At 45.6% G+C, this 19090-nt stretch carries 16 protein-coding genes; 7 read left to right on the top strand and 9 right to left on the bottom strand.

What is annotated here, in order from left to right:
• The first annotated feature begins 8 nt into the window (after nucleotides 1–8).
• The 5 genes from oppB to B7360_RS07750 are packed head-to-tail and all read left to right on the top strand — an operon-like array spanning nucleotide 9 to nucleotide 5663.
• Nucleotides 9–929 (top strand): oligopeptide ABC transporter permease OppB, encoded by a 921-nt coding sequence (gene oppB, locus B7360_RS07770; protein ID WP_006741624.1) that lies wholly within the window; start codon nucleotides 9–11, stop codon nucleotides 927–929.
• A gap of 9 nt (nucleotides 930–938) precedes the next feature.
• Complete coding sequence (locus tag B7360_RS07765) at nucleotides 939–1871, top strand: ABC transporter permease subunit (RefSeq protein ID WP_005377839.1); 933 nt, start codon at nucleotides 939–941, stop codon at nucleotides 1869–1871.
• A gap of 10 nt (nucleotides 1872–1881) precedes the next feature.
• A complete protein-coding gene (locus tag B7360_RS07760; protein ID WP_085343210.1) occupies nucleotides 1882–2865 on the top strand; it encodes an ABC transporter ATP-binding protein in 984 nt (327 codons plus the stop codon).
• A 9-nt stretch (nucleotides 2866–2874) separates the two neighbouring features.
• Complete coding sequence (locus B7360_RS07755; protein ID WP_085343209.1) at nucleotides 2875–3867, top strand: ABC transporter ATP-binding protein; 993 nt, start codon at nucleotides 2875–2877, stop codon at nucleotides 3865–3867.
• A complete protein-coding gene (locus B7360_RS07750) occupies nucleotides 3867–5663 on the top strand; it encodes an aminopeptidase P family protein (protein ID WP_085343208.1) in 1797 nt (598 codons plus the stop codon). Before B7360_RS07755 ends, B7360_RS07750 begins: the two co-directional genes overlap by 1 nt.
• A 160-nt stretch (nucleotides 5664–5823) precedes the next feature.
• Here the strand turns inward: B7360_RS07750 and B7360_RS07745 are convergent, their stop codons facing one another.
• Nucleotides 5824–8268, bottom strand: coding sequence for a collagenase (locus B7360_RS07745; protein ID WP_085343207.1), 2445 nt, complete (start codon nucleotides 8266–8268; stop codon nucleotides 5824–5826).
• 350 nt (nucleotides 8269–8618) lie between these two features.
• A complete protein-coding gene (locus B7360_RS07740) occupies nucleotides 8619–9152 on the bottom strand; it encodes a hypothetical protein (protein ID WP_012841894.1) in 534 nt (177 codons plus the stop codon).
• A gap of 444 nt (nucleotides 9153–9596) precedes the next feature.
• Between B7360_RS07740 and B7360_RS07735 the strand changes: the two genes are divergently transcribed.
• Entirely contained in the window at nucleotides 9597–10031 is a 435-nt protein-coding gene (locus B7360_RS07735) for a hypothetical protein (protein WP_085343206.1), read from the top strand.
• A 120-nt stretch (nucleotides 10032–10151) separates the two neighbouring features.
• Here the strand turns inward: B7360_RS07735 and B7360_RS07730 are convergent, their stop codons facing one another.
• The 7 genes from B7360_RS07730 to B7360_RS07700 all read right to left on the bottom strand — a co-directional run bounded on the left by B7360_RS07730 (nucleotide 10152) and on the right by B7360_RS07700 (nucleotide 17963).
• On the bottom strand, nucleotides 10152–11000 hold the full coding sequence (locus tag B7360_RS07730; protein ID WP_085343205.1) for an ABC transporter permease: 849 nt from the start codon (nucleotides 10998–11000) through the stop codon (nucleotides 10152–10154).
• A gap of 2 nt (nucleotides 11001–11002) precedes the next feature.
• Nucleotides 11003–12283: an ABC transporter permease gene (locus B7360_RS07725; protein WP_085343204.1), complete on the bottom strand. Its 1281-nt coding sequence runs from the start codon at nucleotides 12281–12283 to the stop codon at nucleotides 11003–11005.
• On the bottom strand, nucleotides 12280–13401 hold the full coding sequence (locus B7360_RS07720; RefSeq protein ID WP_085343203.1) for an ABC transporter ATP-binding protein: 1122 nt from the start codon (nucleotides 13399–13401) through the stop codon (nucleotides 12280–12282). Before B7360_RS07720 ends, B7360_RS07725 begins: the two co-directional genes overlap by 4 nt.
• A 73-nt stretch (nucleotides 13402–13474) precedes the next feature.
• Nucleotides 13475–14389 carry a dihydrodipicolinate synthase family protein gene (locus B7360_RS07715; RefSeq protein WP_085343202.1) on the bottom strand — a complete coding sequence of 305 codons (915 nt, stop codon included), beginning with the start codon at nucleotides 14387–14389 and terminating at the stop codon, nucleotides 13475–13477.
• A 56-nt stretch (nucleotides 14390–14445) separates the two neighbouring features.
• Complete coding sequence (locus B7360_RS07710) at nucleotides 14446–15420, bottom strand: ornithine cyclodeaminase family protein (RefSeq protein ID WP_085343201.1); 975 nt, start codon at nucleotides 15418–15420, stop codon at nucleotides 14446–14448.
• Nucleotides 15421–15507: 87 nt separating this feature from the next.
• On the bottom strand, nucleotides 15508–16581 hold the full coding sequence (locus B7360_RS07705) for a polyamine ABC transporter substrate-binding protein (protein ID WP_017633955.1): 1074 nt from the start codon (nucleotides 16579–16581) through the stop codon (nucleotides 15508–15510).
• A 125-nt stretch (nucleotides 16582–16706) separates the two neighbouring features.
• Nucleotides 16707–17963, bottom strand: coding sequence for an FAD-binding oxidoreductase (locus B7360_RS07700; protein ID WP_085343200.1), 1257 nt, complete (start codon nucleotides 17961–17963; stop codon nucleotides 16707–16709).
• A gap of 109 nt (nucleotides 17964–18072) precedes the next feature.
• Here B7360_RS07700 and B7360_RS07695 point away from each other — a divergent pair, with 109 nt between their 5' ends.
• Nucleotides 18073–19074 carry a 4-hydroxyproline epimerase gene (locus B7360_RS07695; RefSeq protein ID WP_005389764.1) on the top strand — a complete coding sequence of 334 codons (1002 nt, stop codon included), beginning with the start codon at nucleotides 18073–18075 and terminating at the stop codon, nucleotides 19072–19074.
• Nucleotides 19075–19090 lie beyond the last annotated feature (16 nt).

Below are 19090 nucleotides of genomic sequence, written 5' to 3'. Positions count from 1 at the left end.
GATGGATCATGATTTGGTACATTGTTAAGCGATTAACTATCGCTATCCCCACGCTTCTATTCATCGCACTCGTATCATTTTGGCTGATGCACATTGCACCAGGGGGACCATTTGATATGGAACGGCCTATGCCAGAAGTGGTACGTGCGAATATCGAAGCAAAATTCCATTTGGACCAGCCCTTCCTTACTCAGTTTTGGATTTACATTGGTAATTTCATACAAGGAGATCTCGGTCCGAGCTTCGTTTATCAAGACTTCAGTGTTACACAGCTCGTCGCACAATCATGGCCAGTTTCAGCAGTATTAGGCGTACTCTCCTTTTGTATTTCCGTTCCACTTGGCATGTTGCTTGGCACCATTGCGGCATTGAACCGAAATAGCCGCCTAGATTACGGCCTGATGACACTTTCGATGACTGGAGTTGTGGTTCCAGCTTTCGTGCTTGCTCCAGTTTTAGTCATGATCTTCGCTATTCAGCTCGGCTGGTTCCCTGCTGGTGGTTGGGAAGGAGGAAAGCTGGCTTTTCTTGTTCTTCCCGTGCTCAGCCTGGCGATTGGCTCCATTGCGAGTATTGCGCGTGTCATGCGTGGCGCAATGATTGAAACGCTCAACCAACCATACATTCGAACGGCAAAAGCCAAAGGTTTGTCCACAACCTACATTTTATTCCATCACGCTTTGCGACCATCCCTGATTCCCGTCGTTGCGATGCTCGGCCCTGCGTTTGTTTCTGTCGTGACAGGCTCGGTGATTATCGACATTTTCTTTGGTACAGGTGGCATGGGACAACACTTTGTGTCTGGGGCTCTCAACCGCGACTACGGCCTAGTAATGGGCATTACTCTGATTGTCGCTTCACTCACTATCTTCTTTAACCTTGTGGTCGACTTGCTATATACGATTATCGACCCTCGTATACGCGTTTAGGAGTCCGGCATGTTAACGATCAAAAAACTGGATACACAAGCTCTTCAAGATCAAGTCGTCGACAATATTGAAGCCGTCGAAGGTCGCAGTCTTTGGCAGGATGCATGGACTCGATTTCGTAAAAACAGAGCCGCGATGACATCAGTGTATGTTTTGGCGTTCATTACCTTATGCATCACTTTCGGCCCCTCTCTTGCCGCTTTTGGCCATGATGAAATTGACTGGGAAGTGCTCATCGATCCATACGAGCTAGGAAAACCTTCACTGAGCAGTGGTCATTACTTTGGTACCGATGATCTCGGGCAAGATGTCTTTGCTCGCACGATGCAAGGCGGCAGGCTCTCTATTTTGGTAGGTTTTGTTGGCGCCTTAGTCGCCGTTGTTATTGGTACGATTTGGGGAAGTATTTCCGGCTATCTTGGCGGCGTTGTCGATAGCGTAATGATGCGCATTATTGAGGTGCTCGATTCGGTGCCATTTATGTTTATGGTTATCCTGTTTGTTACCCTTTTTGGCAACAACATCTACCTGATTTTTATCGTGATCGGAATGGTATCTTGGCTGGGCATTGCCCGTGTTGTACGTGGTGTCACCTTCGGTCTCAAAAAGCGAGAGTTCATCGAAGCCGCACACTCTATTGGGGTTTCTAAATTGACAATTGTCCGACGCCATGTTCTGCCTAATGTGCTTGGGATCGTGATGGTTTATTCCTCCTTAATGGTACCAGGATTCATTATGTTCGAATCGTTTTTAAGCTTCTTAGGGCTTGGTGTTCAACCACCCGACACGAGCTGGGGAATCCTAATTTCCGAAGGCGCAAAAACGATTGACGTGGCATTGTGGATGCTGCTTTTTCCATCTCTGTTTTTAGTTGCCACCCTCTTTTGTTTTAACTTCATCGGCGATGGCTTACGTGATGCTCTTGACCCGAAAGACCGATAAGGACAAACCCATGCTATCTATTGAAAACATGAACGTGCGCTTCGATACGCCAGATGGGCAAGTGCAAGCGGTCAGTAATCTCTCCTACTCGATTAAAGCAGGCGAAACTCTTGGAATTGTTGGAGAGTCAGGTTCGGGAAAAAGCCAGTCTGTCTTCGCGTTAATGGGGTTAACCGCGGATAACGGCGCTGTGTCTGGCAGCGCGATGTTCCACGATGATGATTTACTCGCGATGTCGAAAAAACAGATCAACCGCATCCGAGCAGAGAAAATCGGAATGATCTTTCAAGATCCGATGACGTCACTCAACCCATTTATGAAAATTGGCAAACAGCTTTGTGAAGTTCTCATGATTCATAAAGGAATGACCCGAAAACAAGCAAAAATTGAATCGATTCACATGTTGGATGCGGTGCGTATTCCCTCTCCCGAGACTCGGATGAATCAATACCCTCACGAATTATCTGGCGGAATGCGTCAGCGAATCATGATAGCGATGGCATTGTTGTGTAAGCCCGAGTTGTTAATTGCAGACGAACCAACTACCGCGCTGGATGTGACCGTTCAGGCTCAAATTTTGACGCTATTACGAGACTTACAACAAGAGTTCAACACCGCAATTTTACTGATCACTCACGATATGGGCGTCGTCGCCGAGATGTGTGATCGCGTATTGGTCATGTATGGTGGTCAAAAAATGGAGCAATCCGATACCGAGACATTGTTCGCTCAACCTGCGCACCCCTACACTCAAGGCCTGCTAAAGGCGATTCCTTCCATCACTGAAGATATGCCGCATTTACCAACCATCCCAGGTAACCCACCAAGTGCGTTGATTAACCATCAAGGGTGTCCGTTTAGAGAGCGGTGCGAGCATCGAGAGACACGTTGCCAATACGAAACCCCACGGTTTTCCCCATTGAACACGAGCCAGTCCATTGCCTGTCACGTTAACGCACCCAGCGTTATCACTCCTATTCAAATAAAAGCTTAAGGAGGCATTATGAATAAAAAAGAAGTCCTCATGTCTGCTCGTGATTTAAACGTCCACTTTCCAGTGTCGCGTCACCTTATTCCAAGTCGACGTAAAATCGTGAAAGCGGTCAATGGTATCGACTTAGATGTTTATCGAGGTGAAACACTTGGCATTGTGGGGGAATCGGGCTGCGGAAAATCAACGCTTGCACGCGCCTTACTTCGCTTAATTGAACCTACACATGGCGAGTTGACTTGGAAAGGTCAAGACATGCTCGGGTTTAGTAAAAAAGAGCTTTCCTCTCGACGTAGAGAATTTCAGATGGTGTTTCAAGACCCATCCGCTTGTTTGAATCCGAGATTAACCATCTCAGAATGCATCGCCGAACCACTGCTCACCCATGAGCCACAACTTAAACGAGCAGAGGTAGAAAAGCGCGTCATCGCTATGATGGATAAAGTGGGTCTCTTGGCGAGCCAGCGAAACCGCTATCCACATGAATTTTCCGGAGGTCAATGCCAGCGTGTGGGCATTGCCAGAGCGTTAATTCTTAATCCAGATTTGGTCGTGTGTGATGAACCTGTTAGTGCGCTAGATGTCTCCATACAAGCTCAGGTCATCAATCTTCTAGACGATCTTAAACAAGAAATGGGGTTAACACTGGTGATGATTGCGCACGACTTAAGCGTGGTGCGCCATATCAGCGACCGCGTTATGGTGATGTATCTTGGTAAACCTATGGAAGTAGGACGTTACGATCAAGTATTTGATGATGCTCAACACCCCTACACCAAAGCACTGTTATCTGCTGTCCCGATAGCTAATCCGCAATTAGCACGTGACCGTGAAATACAACTATTGCCCGGCGATCTTCCTTCTCCACTTAACCCACCGAGCGGTTGCGTTTTTTGTACTCGATGCCCAGAAGCCACAGAAGTATGCGGGCAACAGAACCCAATAAAAACAGGCTCGGAGCAGCATCATATCTATTGCTCAAATATGACTTTAGGAACCATTTAATGAACAATACTAACTCAGTAAACCAACGCCTTACGTTATTGCGTGAGGCAATGTCCTTTCACAACGTATCTGCATATATCGTAACCAACAATGACCCACATAACAGTGAATACTCAGCGGATCATTGGTTAGCGCGAAGCTGGATTTCAGGTTTTACCGGCTCAGCAGGCGATGTCGTCATTACCCAACAAGGTGGTGGCCTGTGGACTGATGGTCGTTACTATATTCAAGCTGAAGAACAGTTACACGGCACAGGACTTGAACTGTTTAAAGCCAAACAACCAGAAACGCCGACAATTGCCAAATGGCTAGCTACCACGCTCCCTGAAAACAGTATTATCGCGGTTGACGGGCGCGCCATCAGTTACGCTTATTATCAAGGCCTCAAACAAGCCTTTGAAGCGAAAAACATTAAGATCATTCTCGACCTGGATTTACTCGCACCGATTTGGCTTGAAAGACCACCTCGCCCAAGTGCACCCGTATTCGAGCATCCCACCGCTTTTGCTGGCGTTGACACAGAAAATAAGTTAGCGAGAATCCGTTCTTGGTTAACCGAGAACCAAGTAGATAGCTTATTAGTGTCAACGCTAGATGATGTCATGTGGACAATGAATATTCGAGGTGGTGATACGAATTATTGCCCAGTTTCTGAAGCTTATCTAATCGTAGAGCAATCACTTGCGACACTGTTTATTGATAAAGCCAAACTGCCTCAAGACGTTGAAAAGTCGTTGACCGAGCAGAGTGTACACATTCGCCATTACAACTACGTAAGTCAGTATTTGAATCAGCAATGTGAGGGATTATCGATCGCTTTTAGCCCGACCCACACAGACAGCTTATTGGTGAGTTCGATTGAACAGAATGTGAATCTAAAACCAATGGCTTGCCCTGTAACGGCAATGAAGGCCATAAAAAATGCGACCGAACTAACTAGCCTAGAGCAGACATTAACGGATGATGGTGTGGCAATAGTAAGGTTTATGAACTGGCTAGAAGAGCAAGTCCCAAGCGGACTCGTTACAGAATTGTCTGCTGAGGCACAACTGAATCACTATCGCCGTCAAACCCGACATTATGTAAGTGACAGTTTCCGCACTATTGCAGGCTTCGCAGCTCACGGGGCAAAAATGCATTATGCCGCCGATGAAGAAAGCAATGCAGTAGTCAATGAAAGCAACTTCTTTCTCGTCGATTCTGGTGGTCAATACCTTGGCGGGACAACAGACATCACCCGTACTTTCCACTTCGGGTCACCGACCGTTAAGCAGCGCAAAGATTATACCTTGGTGCTCAAAGCGGTCATCCGACTGACTCAGACTCGATTCATGAAAGGCTCTACGGGTGCCAATCTTGATATCATGGCGCGTGGCGTCTTATGGCAACATGGTATTGATTACAAGTGCGGCACTGGACACGGCGTAGGCATTTGCTTGAATGTTCACGAAGGCCCACAAAATTTCTCGCAAAGCCACCACGAGGTTGAGCTAAAACCAGGTATGGTCATTACTAATGAACCAGGCGTTTATCGCGAAGGTGAGTACGGGGTAAGAATAGAGAACATTCTTAAAGTTGTAGAAGTAGAACAAAATGAGTTCGGCACGTTCTACGGTTTTGAGACCATCACTCTTGCTCCAATTGCGACCAACGCCCTTGATTTATCAATGCTAGATCAAGCAGAGCTAGACTGGCTTAATCATTACCATTCACGTGTCTATCAGGCGCTTAGCCCTTTTCTTGATACGCAAGATAAAAACTGGCTGCAAAGCACAACCCAACTTATTGAGAAATAGGATATAAGCCAGTTTTATAACGTTTTCATTTTCATCTCAAACTCCTTGTTTGCCAGCCTTCGGGCTGGTTTTTTTATAGAGATAACGGCGTGAAAAACAAAAACGCCCCGCAATGTTAGCGAGGCGATCAATTAAATTAAAGTGATGCAGTTAAAATGCCCTACTGACGACACTTCTGAGCATCAAAATCAACGACAATGGCGGCATTCTCAAAGTCACCAGAGACTTTAACGTAGCCCCAGTAGTTACTCTGATTTGACAACGTAATACACTCTCCATTACCAATATTATCTGACCACCCGTGAAGATTAGTACCATCCGGCCAACCAGAGTTACTGTATTCAAGCTTTAGGTTGCCCGTACCGTTTCCCGTCGTTATCGCCAGATTTGAGCTCTCATTCACAGCTGGCACGCTCAGCCAAATGGTTTGTTGATTTGCCAAGCAAACAGGCTCTCCTGCTGTTAGGCGTCCACCGCTTACTTTACTTTGCACCGCGCAGTCTTGTGGCAATGTGTCATTACCGCCCAACGCTGAGATAACAACAGTATGAGTGGCGGTTGCCGTCAAGCCTTCACTGTCTGTCACACTTAGGCTGACCGAATACTCCCCTTCACTCCCATATTGGTGCGTCGGCTTGGTTTGTGTACTTGTCGAGCCATCACCGAAGTCCCATAAGACGCTGACGACCTTCCCGTTTGGGTCTGTACTGTTTTCACTGCTAAATGTAATGCTTTCACCGACTTTCCCCTTGTTGTTTGCGGTTATGACTGCATTAGGTGCACCATTTGAGACAAGGGCTTGCTGCCACTGCTCAAACTCACTTTGATATAAATTCGCCCATTGGGTGATCGTTGCTTTGTAATTGCTCCAATTCCCTTGGCGTGTTTCCACCAGCATTTGGTTTACGTCATCTTTATGATTTTCAAACATAAAACGTACAGCTAAGTACCCCCAACGATAAATTCGATCGACATCAAACCCATCATAAGTAGTCTCGAAAATCTCACTTAAGGTATACGTCGAGCCGTCTAAAATCGTCTCAAGTGCTGCTTGGTTGTCATTTTCTTGAGCGACATACTCTGCAATACCTTCACTCCACCACACTATTTTTTCAGTTGGATGACTAAACCCTCCATAGAGATCAAATCGACCATCTAAGTAATGCACATATTCGTGCTCTAGGTTCCAGACAAAGTGATCCGCGTTCGCATAAGAGGCTTCATAAGCAATAAAGTTGGGAATATTCCCCGGCTGGGAAGGGTCGCCCTCCAAATACATACCGCCATTGTCAGTACTAATATCGAAAATTGGCCCTGCGTACTTACCATAATCGGTGCTTGAATCGAAGATATTGACTTGGAGCTGAGTGTTGTGATCATCTTTTACTGGCTGTTCACCAGTTTCTAATGACTGATGAAAGTAACCCTCTTCGTAGCCCATTTTAGAACATGCGGCCGCGTGTTGCTCTTGCGTCATATTCTGAGACAAAATTCGGATTGTCGGGCTACAAGTATAAGTTTGCGATAGCACCAAGCCTTTTAACTCAGTTTCGAAATTACAAATTCCGAACTCACTACAATCTGCGTAATATGAGGCGGTGTCTGCCGCCGCAAGCCAAACCGCGTCACCCCGACCATACATTTCATACTGTTCAAAGATTCGACTTAGCTGACTCTTCACCACAGAACTCGCGTTACCCGTATACTTGGTCAGACGCCCGAGCTCTCGCCCCGCATTCGCAGCCATAAACTCATCTTCAGTACCGATTGATGACGCCCTCAGAGCAAAATCGCCTAAAGCTTTGGCAAGGTCCGTTTGGTTGCCAATTATTTGCACAAATTGCTCGTTCCACTGCCCACCAAACAAAATAGTGAAAACACCATTAACCGCATTGCGCATATACCAGTGCTGGGCGTATTGATCATTCCAACGTGTAAGCCACTGGGTCACTTGCGGTAAGTACGCGTGCTGCAAGCCGGCACTATCCATAGTGATGATGACCTCACTAAGCACTTTGCCGTGACGGTCGCTGTTCTCGTAGAAGCTTGCGTTGTTAACAAACGCATCCACTGATTCTTTCACCGCTGGGGTGACCCATTCAATAAATGAGATGTTGTCATTGTAAAACTCGGCGTAATAACCCGCGCGTAAGTATAAGAACAACGTTTCTAGTTCATCGCTCCCGCCACCCGTATACCCCTTCGCCAACGTCGTAGTGTGCTTAGCGATGTTGTACATATGATCGGAGCTAAATACCGACTCTTGAATCCGACTTTCAGCAGAGAATAACTGGTTCACACACGTCGCGCCCTGACTTAAAATTTCGCTGATCAATTGGTTACTACTTTCGGTAATCAATGCCTCCAAATCACAAGCAGTGCTCGACTCATCAAGGCTTTCAAGTGACTGTACTCGAGTTACCTTGGAGGGCTGAATTGGGAGAGTTGCGGTTGGTTGGTATTCAACTCGATTGGATTCAACACCGTGTGTATGAGCCGAATGTGCATGTTGCTCTGTAACTTGAGAAACTGGCTCGCTTAACGCAAATACGCCAGTGCTGGTTAATGTTGTCGCAATCGCGACACTCAAAATCTTCAGTTCCATCTAATTTCTTCTATATTGAGTTTTCCTTAGATGCATTACGTCTTTTGCATCGCCACTGCCCTTATTACTGCAAGAGCATCTCCATATAATCTACTCGCAAGACAAGAAGAAACATTTTGTTAACAACTGGGTGTGGCGGTATCAGTTTTTGGTACCAGAAGGAACACGGAGTGAGCTTTAAAAATTCGTATTTGTTAAAAAATAGAGATGAGCTAGAGAAGAAACGTGTAGTTAAACGGGTATACCCAGCACGTTAAATGGCTAGGTATACTCCAAAGCGGGTCGGTAAAAACTCGCGAATCAAAGCCCCTAAAGAAGGAATCGGACAATGGGCTAATACTCTGTAGGTTCTAGGCTGCTTTGTGGTCGAAGAGTGCGGTAATTTGTTCTTTTAACGCGTGCAAAAATTCGGTATTTGGTGTGTTTTCAAGGTACATTTCATACTCTTTAGAATTATAAAAGTACTCATGCGCTGATGCGTTAAGGATCTTACTAAAAGACAGTGTTTCCAATTCATCTTCAAGAGCACGGCAACTCAATTCACCATACCCTGAGTCGCTATCTTTAGCGAATTGGGTTTCAATGTTGCTGATATATAAAACACAATCCTTGATAAAGAGCTCAACGTTACTTATGCGCTGTTCGATATCTTTAAGCTGACCGCTGTTCCACTTAGACTTTTCTTGCTCGAGCTTATCAATAAGTCCACTTTCACGTAGTCTGGTATTGTTATCTTTAATTCTTAGTAACTCATCGAGCACTTTATTAAACTCAGACTCAGCCCTAAGTCTTAAGATTTCCAACTCCTTGGAGAACAGCTTTGCTTTTAACTCACTTGCTTGATACAAGCCAGATATAGCAGCATTTCTTTTAACTCCAAACATAAAAATCCACCCAAAAGATACTTACTAAAAAGTAGCACACAAAAAGCAAGATAGAAGACGCGAGGTTTTCGTCAGCACGCTACACATTACTACCTAATCTCGATTGTAACGTAATAAACAGAATTTTCATCACTTAGAACCACCAACTATTTGAATGAAAATCACACAGTTACTTTGATAAAAGTATTTATTTTAGAAAAGGCAATCCCAAGTATGTAACGGTATAAGATTGACACTATAAAAACAAAAACGCCCACACTCTACCGCCAAAGTCAAATATCAATGTCAGAGATTGGACAAAACACTAACTATTGCAGTAATGAAAAGCCACTATTTCATTGAGAACCAAAATTTCAACATACTACATCGGACTATGCTGATCATAGACGGGGTTACTGATGAAACGTTAGAATGCCACTACTTTAGTAATCTTCCATAATATTTATGACCGACGCTGATATTGAGCTACAACACCTTTGGTTAGAAGTCCAAGCCGAACGCTGGCAAAACCTGCCACGCTTTTTATTCAGTTACTACTGCTACAAGCACAACCTTGTCAGTAAAACCAACAAAGTTTGCTGGGAGACGGCACGTGCAAACCTGCCCGCTTCAACATTAATAAAAAAGCGAAAATACGCGGTGGTTGAACCGTTAGTCCCTGAGGAAGCCGTCGTTGGATTATTGAAAACCATCAGCAAAGATGGGGAAATGACGTTTGACGTGATGGGAACCACACTTGATGCGTTTTTACACTATGTTGTGATTAGCAAGGAAGAAAAAGCCCGACTTAAACCAAACATGCCAGCTAGTTGGTATCAGCAATCGAACAAGTCGCCTTTGGCACGTTTCGAGCAGGCTGGCATTAAGCTACAAGAGTGACATGTCAGTCATCGCTGACGATAAACAAAAAAGACAAGCGCCTACAATGAGGCGCATTTGGTCAAAAATTGAGGAGCCCCTAAACAAAAGTGCATAGCGAGCAACAAAGAAAAAGTTTGGTTATTCTTGAATGCCTCGAATGCGTACATTACGCCTACGTAGAACTTCTAAAGTCACGAGCAAACACACCGACATAAAAATCAACAACGTAGCGACCGCCAATATGGTCGGACTAATTTGCTCTCGAATTCCTGACCACATCTGCCTCGGAACGGTTTTTTGTTCTGCCCCAGTCAGGAATAACGCCACCACAACCTCGTCGAACGAGGTGCCAAAGGCAAACAAGCCGCCAGAAATCATCCCCGGACGAATCAGCGGAAAGGTAATGTGTCTGAAAGTATAAACAGGGTTTGCTCCTAAGCTAGCCGCCGCTTTTACCAGGCTATGATCAAAGCCGCTTAAGGTCGCAGTAACGGTAATGATAACAAAAGGCGTACCTAACGCGGCGTGTGCCAAAATGACGCCTAGATAAGTTTGTGATAAGCCAAGGCGTGTGTAGAAAAAGTACATCGCAGCAGCAGAGATAATGACTGGTACGATCATAGGTGAGATCAACAGCGCCATAATCGTATTGCGAAAAGGCAAATTACTACTGGCTAAACCCAACGCCGCCAGAGTTCCTAGCCCTGTTGCAACGAGTGTCGCCATAAAAGCAATGAACGTGCTGTTTTTCAGCGCCAACAGCCACTGATCACTAGTAAACATTTCTTGATACCAGCGAGTAGAATACGCTGCCGAATCAAGGTTTAGCATCCCCTCGGTAAAAGTAAAGTAAGGCGTTGCATTAAACGATAACGGGATGATGGTCAGAATTGGAGCGATTAAAAAGAACAGCACCAACCCACAAAAAACTAAGTAACCTGCGTAAGCGACTCGCTCTACTTTTGATGCATAGTTTGGTAATGCCATGGTTATCCCCCTACCTTAAGGTTGTTAATGCCAACCACACGGTTGAACATATAAAACAGAACCAGTACAACGAACAAAAGCAGTCCACCCAATGCGCCAGCCATCCCCCAGTTCAGTGATGTCTGCATATGATAGGCAATCATATTGGATATCATCTGTCCGCTTCTTCCACCAACCAAAGCGGGCGTAATGTAGAAACCAATAGAAAGAATGAAAGTGAGCAAGGCCCCCGCACCTATCCCCGGTAACGTAAGCGGCATATAAACTTTGATGAACGCAATGAAAGGCGTCGCGCCTAGAGAGCGAGCGGCACGGAAATAAGTTGGGCTAATTCCTTTCATTACGCTGTACAGAGGCAGGATCATAAACGGCAGCAGAATGTGAACCATAGACACCACCGTTCCGAAGGTATTGTGAATCATCTGAATTCGTTCGGAAGTAAAACCCGACCAAATAAGGAGATCATTAATGACCCCTTGGTTTTGCAGCAGAACAATCCAAGACGTGGTTCTGACTAATAATGACGTCCAAAATGGCAGCAGCACAATGATTAAAAGTAAGTTCGCGCGCTTATCAGGTAAATTGGCAAGCAGGTAAGCAACGGGGTACGCCATCACCAAACAAATTAAGGTGATTGAAATAGACATCCAAAAAGTTTTAAAGAAAAGGTCGACGTATATTTGGCGTTTTTCTGGTTGGGGCTCAATGTCTCCAAACTCATTCACTTGCAAGTCTAGCGCAGCAAGATAATGACTGAATGTTAATGCGCCACTAAGATTCTTAAACGCCGCCCAATATTTAGGATTAGCCCATCGCTTATCCAGCTTAGCCAGCTGTGTCACCGAGCTCGGCAGCGACGCCAAACGAGACAACTTTCTACCTGTTTTCATCAATAAGCTGCGCATACCAGACACTTCAATATTCATTTGGCTGGCTATTTTCGGTAGCTCTTTGCTTTGATAAAGCGCAAGTACTTCAACAGAGAATGCCTCAATGACTTCTTGATGAGGCAGACCTTGATAATCCCAACTTTCTAATGCTTGAATAGTTTGTGGTAGTGACTGGGATATTTCTCGGTTATCCACGCTTCGATAAAGCATATCGAGGATAGGAAAAGCAAACGTAAGCAGAATAAAACACACCAATGGCGTTGTGAGCATAATGGAGCGAAGCTTTTTTCGGCGCTCTGCCTTTTGCAACTGCGCTTTCAGATTGGTTTCTTGCTGATGAACTTGGCGTTCGATCTCCAATACAGAATCTAATGCGGTTAGCTCTCGACTCATGCTGCTACCTCGCTACTTTGAGTTTGTGTCCCATCAAGAGCATGGCAATCGTCACTTTGCCAACCAATACGACAAATTGAGCCAGGCGTTAACTGCAAGTGTTTACGATTATCGTTAGGTACTTTAACGATGAAGTGACCAACGCTCTCTACTTCGACGACCAGACGGTAATGATCACCGTGATAAATCAATTCTCGTAGGACGCCTGAGACTTGGTTCTCACAAGACGCTTTCTCTGGTTGAATAACAATCTTTTCTGGTCGAATGGAAAGTGTTGTCCTCTGCCCTTGCTCAGATACTCTGACAGGTTTCGCAGTAAATAACTCTTTCCCAACGAGCACTTGGCAATACTTTCCGTTCCACTCTTTGACTAAACCTGAGAGTTGGTTGTTTTCTCCGATAAACTGCGCAACAAACGTATTACTCGGAGATTCATAAAGCTCGGTTGGTGTCGCGAGTTGTTGCACTTCGCCGTGATTAAAAACCGCAATACGGTCGGACATAGTGAGAGCTTCGTCTTGATCGTGCGTCACATACAAAATGGTGATGCCAAGCTTTTCATGCAAATGTTTAATTTCCATCTGCATTTGCTCACGCAGCTGCTTATCTAATGCGCCGAGCGGTTCATCCATCAACACAAGTTTAGGCTCAAACACTAACGCTCGCGCTAGCGCAACACGTTGTTGTTGACCACCTGATAACTGCTTTGGGTATCGAGTCGCAACATGCTCAAGCTCGACCATTCCTAATACACTCTGAACTTTGCTTTGAATCGTGTCACTGTCGAGTTTTCGCACCTTTAAAGGAAACGCAAGATTCTCGGCAATGGTCATATGTGGAAACAACGCATAGTTTTGAAACACCATACCGATATCGCGCTTGTGCGGCGCGAGATGATTAACGGGAACACCATCGATATAAATGTCTCCACCGGTCGCTGTTTCAAAGCCCGCTAGCATCATTAAGCAAGTGGTCTTGCCCGATCCTGACGGCCCCAACATAGTAACGAACTCTCCAGGAGCAATATCTAAGTTGAAGTCTTTCACCACCAAATTCGTGCCATCGTAGGTTTTCTTAACGTGTTGAAAGCTGACATAGTCCTTGTTTTCCGTGCTCATGACTTCCCTCTTCTCATTTTTTGAATATTACGAATGAGTAGAGCGTCAGTTAACGCTCTACTAAACAGCACAATTACAGATTGTATTTGGATAGGTCTAAGCGGGTTTCTAACGCATGTTCAACCATTTGAATGACTTGTTGACGCTCTTCACCTTGTAAAAGTTGGCGTGGCGCACGAACTTGTTCAGATCCACGTCCGCAGATTTGCTCGGCCAGTTTAATGCACTGAACCAGCGTAGGAATGGTGTCTAAACGCAGTAGCGGTAAGAACCAACGGTAGATTTCTAACGCTTCAGCATAACGACCTTGGCTTGCCAGTTTATAAATCGCGACGGACTCTTCTGGGAATGCGTTGGTTAAACCAGAAATCCAGCCGGTCGCGCCTAGCATCAATGATTCAAGAGCGATGTCATCAACACCACTGAACACGGTAAATCGGTCATCAAATTTATTGTAAAGCTCGGTGATACGACGAGTATCAGTGGTCGACTCTTTGATAGCTACAATGCTTTCAAACTCAGCCAGTTTCGCCATGATATCGAGGTTTACATCGACACCATAAGCAACCGGGTTGTTGTAAATCATGATTGGCATTTCTGGCGTTGCTTCTGCTAGCGTGCGGTAATATTCGAACGTTTCGCTCTCAGACGTGCGGTAAACCATGGCAGGCATCACCATACAACCATCGATACCAATTTTGTACGCATCCTGCATGTAATCAACAGCTGCTGTGGTAATAGACTCTGCTGTACCAGCAATCAAAGGCACACGGCCATTTACGACTTCTTTTACCGCTTGCAAGACCTGGCGTTTCTCCTCCGGGTACAACGCGCAGTTCTCACCGACGGTACCCAAGCAGATAATGCCATTCACACCATCTTTAATTTGGTTATCTATAACAGTTTGCGTTGCGTCTAAGTCGATTGACTGATCTTGACGAAATTGCGTACTGACCGCCGGATAAACACCTTTCCAATCAATTTTCATGAACTACTTTCCTTATATGTATATTGTATGCAATTTAAATAAACGAGCAAAAATGCTCAGGCATGGCTATCTATGCCATTTTCTAACAACACCGCCTTTACAGCGGCCAAATCAGCCAAAGCACTGCCAACTGATTTGTATAAAGTAATGACCTCATCGTTTTGACGTCCTGAGATTTGTTGGGCGCAAAGCTGCGGTAATTCCCCTTTGATATCATCTGACGTGAACACGCCCTCTTGAATTGGAATGAGAAGATCGCCCGCTTCGGCTAATACATTAATGCGGCTATCGACATACACCTGCGCTCGTTGCACTGCTTCGGAGTCGCATTCACGCTTATCCAAGTCATGATTACCGACCAAATCAATATGGGTACCCGGCTGCACGTCCGCGCCATTAAACAAAGGCTCAGCTGATGCAGTGATACAACTGATGATGTCAACGTGTTTGATAACGTGGTCCACATTTTCTACGACTGAAACGCGAAACCGACGCTCATCGGGAAGCGACTGATACTCTGAAGATGACACGATGGCATCTACCGTCGCCTCGGCTTTGTCTGGGTTGCGCCCCCAAATGTAAACCTGCTTAAGTGGGCGAACCGCAGCGTATGCCCACGCAAAATAAGGCGCAAGATTGCCCGTTCCGCAGATCAACAGACGATCAGCATTGGGGCGCGCTAAATAGTCCGCTGCCAACGCAGAAGCTGCGGCGGTGCGCCAAAACGTTAAAACTTTACCGTCTACGAGTGCGATCGGCTCACCATCGTTTCGTCTAAAAACAAGCAGCTTAGATGCAAGCGTATCTTTGCCGTGCTCAGGGTTATGCGGGAAATACGTAAAGGCTTTCACCGCAATCAACTCCTGGTTCCAAGCAGGAAGTAGCGCAAACGCCTCATATTCTCCCTCTTCTAAGGGCATAACTCGGCGTTGAGGTATTGTCGCTGGCCGCGAGTACATTTCACGCATCGTTTCAATAAGAGACTTCATTGTTAAACATTGCGCGACTTGCTGTGCTTCGATGACTTTCATCATTTCTCCGAAAACATAAATACAGTTGAGGAAAAGTACGGAACCTCGCTTATGGATGAAAACTCGGCCCCACACACAAATTAACGCCTAATTAAGCAGCCAAGTATTAAACTCTTCATTTAGTTCATCCGCGTAGTCTGACCACCATTCATCGTTTATCAGGAAGGCGGTTTGGAAGTTTTGAGGGGCGGTAGGAAGGTTCGCTAAAATGTCTGGGTTCACCTCCGCCGAAGACGATTTACGCGTAGGCCCATAGGCAACGTACTTAGCTTGATCAGCTAATGGTTTTGTTCCTGAAGAAAAAGCGATGAAGTCCAATGCAAGCTTTGTGTTCTCACTCCCTTTGGGTATCGCCCATCCATTCATGTAACCCATTTGACGGTCCCATATAATTCGAAATGGTTGACCTTCATCTTTACGGGCATTGTGAATTCGGCCGTTAAACGCCGAGGCGATCACCACTTCTTTGTCTGCAAGCATTTGAGGTGGCTGGGCTCCTGTTGTCCACCACAGCACTTCTGATTTGATCGTATCCAACTTAGCAAAAGCACGCTCACGCCCCGCTTCGGTTTCGAGCAGGCTGTAGACCTCTTCTGGCTTTACACCATCAGCCAATAGTGCCCACTCAAGATTGCCCTGAGGTTGTTTTTGCAATGCACGTCGACCTGGAAAAGTTTTTAGGTCAAAAAGATCGGTCAACTTGCTAGGCAAAGCCTTACCTTTAAAAGCGTCTTCGTTCACCGCTAATACTGTGGACACAACGATGGTATTGATTGCGCATTCGTGAATCGCACCATCAATGAAATCCTCTTGTGCTGGTGTTCCATCTGCGCCCGGAGGCAAAATACTTGGGCTCACTGGTTCTAATAGCCCTTCTGCACAACCACGAACAATGTCCGGCTTGTCGAGAGAAACCAAATCCCAGCGCACGTTGTTCGCTTCCACCTGCGCTTTAATTTCGGCTAATCCGCCGCTGAAATCCTCGGATACGATCTCTACACCTGTTTTTTTAATGAAAGGCTTGTGATATGCCTCCACTTGGCTCTTGGTGAATGCACCACCCCAAGATACGACCGTCAATTTGTCTTCAGCATAAGCAGAAGTCCCCAACAGCATTCCTGAAATCAACAGTGCCAATGGTGCTTTGGTCATTCGTGACATGTATTACTCCTTTTGGTTGTTTTTCTGGAGGCATCCGAGTACGGCTGTTGGACACCAGTTTTTGTTAAAATTAAGTTAACATTAGAATTTAATATATTTTATACAATATTTAATATTAAATTTTTTCAGGCAAATCGTTGTAGTGAAAAAGGTGAAAGATCAATCGATGTCGGCTTTCCTTCGATAAGCTCTAAAAGGAGATCTGCCGTAATCGCCGCTTGAGTTAATCCAAGGTGTTGGTGGCCAAATGCCAGTAATACATTTCCATCCCAAATGCTATCAATAACCGGTAACGAGTCGACTGTTGAAGGCCGATTCCCCATCCACTTTTCTCCTTGCCTGAGTGGATGTAACCCCGATTCAAACATCTCATCACCTAACTGAAAAAGCATTTCTGAACGTTTCATATTGGGTGGTGACTCTACATCGGCATACTCAACAGTGCCTGCCAAGCGTAGCCCACCAGACATCGGAGTCATGATGAATTTTCTATCGGCAGAGCTAATAGGAAATGGCAGTACATCACGCTTGTCATCCACCATTAGGTGATAACCACGCTCGGCTTGAATAGGCACTTTAACTCCGGTTAGTTGCCGTATCAAAGGCTTAGAATGTACACCAGCGGCAACAATGATTCGGTCAAATGAATGTGTTTGAGACTCAACCAGCACATCGCCATGTTTCGCCAACGCAGATACACCTTTTTGTAAAACCTTACCGCCAAGAACTTCAAAAGCTTCATTTAGCTCAACACAGAGCTGATAAGGGTCTAGCGTATGACCGGTTTCGGGAAAAAAGACTCCGATACGAACCTTATGGCTGAGATCAGGTATCCGCTCTCGAATCTCCTCTTGTGTCCAAACTTGATGCGTCACACCGTTTTTAGCCAGTGAGTTAAGCGTGCTTTGATAATTCTGAAACAGTTTCTCGTTTTCAAAAGTGAGCAATGAACCATTCATTTTTATTAGATGCGCTTTTCCGATTGAATCAAGCACGCCACGCCAACTTGCCACTGACCGCTCGTTAAGACTCTTAATCGCGTTTTTTGCCCGCTCCGCGGCTGATGGCTTTGTTTGTAATAGAAAACGAATCATCCACCCGATTGTGTTTGGAATATCTTGCCAACGGATCGAAACCGGACTTTTGGGATCTAGCAGCATTTTAGGTAATTGTAGAAGCAGCGCTGGCGTTGCAAGAGGGAAGATTTGCTCAGTCGCGATATGGCCTGCATTTCCCTTAGAGCATCCATTCCCCACGCCATTGGGATCAAAAATCGTGACTTGATAACCTTGCTGCTGCAATTTCAAGCCAATTGATAAGCCAATAATCCCCGCACCTATCACGGCGATCCTTTCCTTTTTGGTTTCATCCTTGACCAACATAAATATGCTCCGAGTCACACTTGAAAACGTAGATTGTATACAATATATTTTACATTACGTTAACATCACTATTGTTTAATTCAACCATTTTTTCAGCAAGGAGCGAAAAATGAGACAAGGAACTTTTTTCTGTATTGATGCCCACACCTGCGGCAACCCAGTTAGGCTGGTCGCAGGCGGTGTGCCTCCACTCGAAGGCAATACCATGAGCGAAAAGCGCCAATACTTTCTTGAGCATTATGATTGGATTCGTCAGGCACTCATGTTTGAGCCTCGCGGACACTCAATGATGTCGGGGTCAGTTGTCTTGCCTCCTTGCAGCGATAACGCAGACGCTTCAATTCTGTTTATTGAAACCAGTGGCTGCTTACCAATGTGTGGCCACGGCACCATTGGAACCGTCACCACCGCTATCGAGAATCGCCTTATCACTCCCAAAAAAGAAGGTCGTTTGATACTTGATGTCCCAGCAGGACAAATCGAAGTGCACTACCAAACAAAAGGTGACAAGGTCACGTCGGTAAAGATATTTAACGTACCGGCTTACCTTGCCCACCAAGACGTAACCGTGGACATAGAGGGCTTAGGTGAGCTCACTGTCGATGTTGCTTATGGCGGAAACTATTACGTAATCGTCGACCCTCAAGAAAACTACGCCGGACTTGAACACTACTCTCCAGATGAAATTTTGATGCTTTCTCCAAAAGTTCGCGAAGCGGTATCTCGAGCGGTTGAGTGCGTACATCCAGAAGATCCAACAGTGTGCGGTGTTTCTCACGTGCTATGGACCGGAGAGCCTACTCAAGAAAACGCCACCGCTCGAAATGCTGTGTTTTACGGTGACAAAGCGTTGGATCGCTCGCCATGTGGTACGGGAACAAGTGCACGCATGGCGCAATGGCATGCAAGGGGCAAACTCAATCAAGGGGAAGACTTTGTTCACGAAAGTATCATCGGCAGCCTATTTCAAGGACGTATAGAAGGCATTACCGAAGTGAATGGCAAAGCCGCTATTTTGCCAAGTATTGAAGGATGGGCACAAGTATACGGTCACAACACGATATGGGTAGACGATGAAGACCCATATGCGTACGGATTTGAAGTGAAGTAATAAGGATAGTAAGGAA

It is taken from the genome of Vibrio sp. ArtGut-C1 (assembly GCF_002105475.1).
Classification (GTDB): Bacteria; Pseudomonadota; Gammaproteobacteria; order Enterobacterales; family Vibrionaceae; genus Vibrio; species Vibrio diabolicus.
Note: the sequence above shows the minus strand (reverse complement) of the source record. Positions and strands in the feature narration are given on the sequence as shown.

Excerpts from the sequence above, each read along its gene's own strand:
- B7360_RS07765 (WP_005377839.1), top strand. The coding sequence starts at position 939 with ATGTTAACGATCAAAAAACTGGATACACAAGCTCTTCAAGATCAAGTC.
- oppB (WP_006741624.1), top strand. The coding sequence starts at position 9 with ATGATTTGGTACATTGTTAAGCGATTAACTATCGCTATCCCCACGCTT.
- B7360_RS07760 (WP_085343210.1), top strand. The coding sequence starts at position 1,882 with ATGCTATCTATTGAAAACATGAACGTGCGCTTCGATACGCCAGATGGG.
- B7360_RS07725 (WP_085343204.1), bottom strand. The coding sequence starts at position 12,283 with ATGAGTCGAGAGCTAACCGCATTAGATTCTGTATTGGAGATCGAACGC.
- B7360_RS07700 (WP_085343200.1), bottom strand. The coding sequence starts at position 17,963 with ATGTTGGTCAAGGATGAAACCAAAAAGGAAAGGATCGCCGTGATAGGT.
- B7360_RS07695 (WP_005389764.1), top strand. The coding sequence starts at position 18,073 with ATGAGACAAGGAACTTTTTTCTGTATTGATGCCCACACCTGCGGCAAC.
- B7360_RS07705 (WP_017633955.1), bottom strand. The coding sequence starts at position 16,581 with ATGTCACGAATGACCAAAGCACCATTGGCACTGTTGATTTCAGGAATG.
- B7360_RS07755 (WP_085343209.1), top strand. The coding sequence starts at position 2,875 with ATGAATAAAAAAGAAGTCCTCATGTCTGCTCGTGATTTAAACGTCCAC.
- B7360_RS07710 (WP_085343201.1), bottom strand. The coding sequence starts at position 15,420 with ATGAAAGTCATCGAAGCACAGCAAGTCGCGCAATGTTTAACAATGAAG.
- B7360_RS07745 (WP_085343207.1), bottom strand. The coding sequence starts at position 8,268 with ATGGAACTGAAGATTTTGAGTGTCGCGATTGCGACAACATTAACCAGC.
- B7360_RS07750 (WP_085343208.1), top strand. The coding sequence starts at position 3,867 with ATGAACAATACTAACTCAGTAAACCAACGCCTTACGTTATTGCGTGAG.
- B7360_RS07715 (WP_085343202.1), bottom strand. The coding sequence starts at position 14,389 with ATGAAAATTGATTGGAAAGGTGTTTATCCGGCGGTCAGTACGCAATTT.
- B7360_RS07720 (WP_085343203.1), bottom strand. The coding sequence starts at position 13,401 with ATGAGCACGGAAAACAAGGACTATGTCAGCTTTCAACACGTTAAGAAA.
- B7360_RS07735 (WP_085343206.1), top strand. The coding sequence starts at position 9,597 with ATGACCGACGCTGATATTGAGCTACAACACCTTTGGTTAGAAGTCCAA.
- B7360_RS07740 (WP_012841894.1), bottom strand. The coding sequence starts at position 9,152 with ATGTTTGGAGTTAAAAGAAATGCTGCTATATCTGGCTTGTATCAAGCA.
- B7360_RS07730 (WP_085343205.1), bottom strand. The coding sequence starts at position 11,000 with ATGGCATTACCAAACTATGCATCAAAAGTAGAGCGAGTCGCTTACGCA.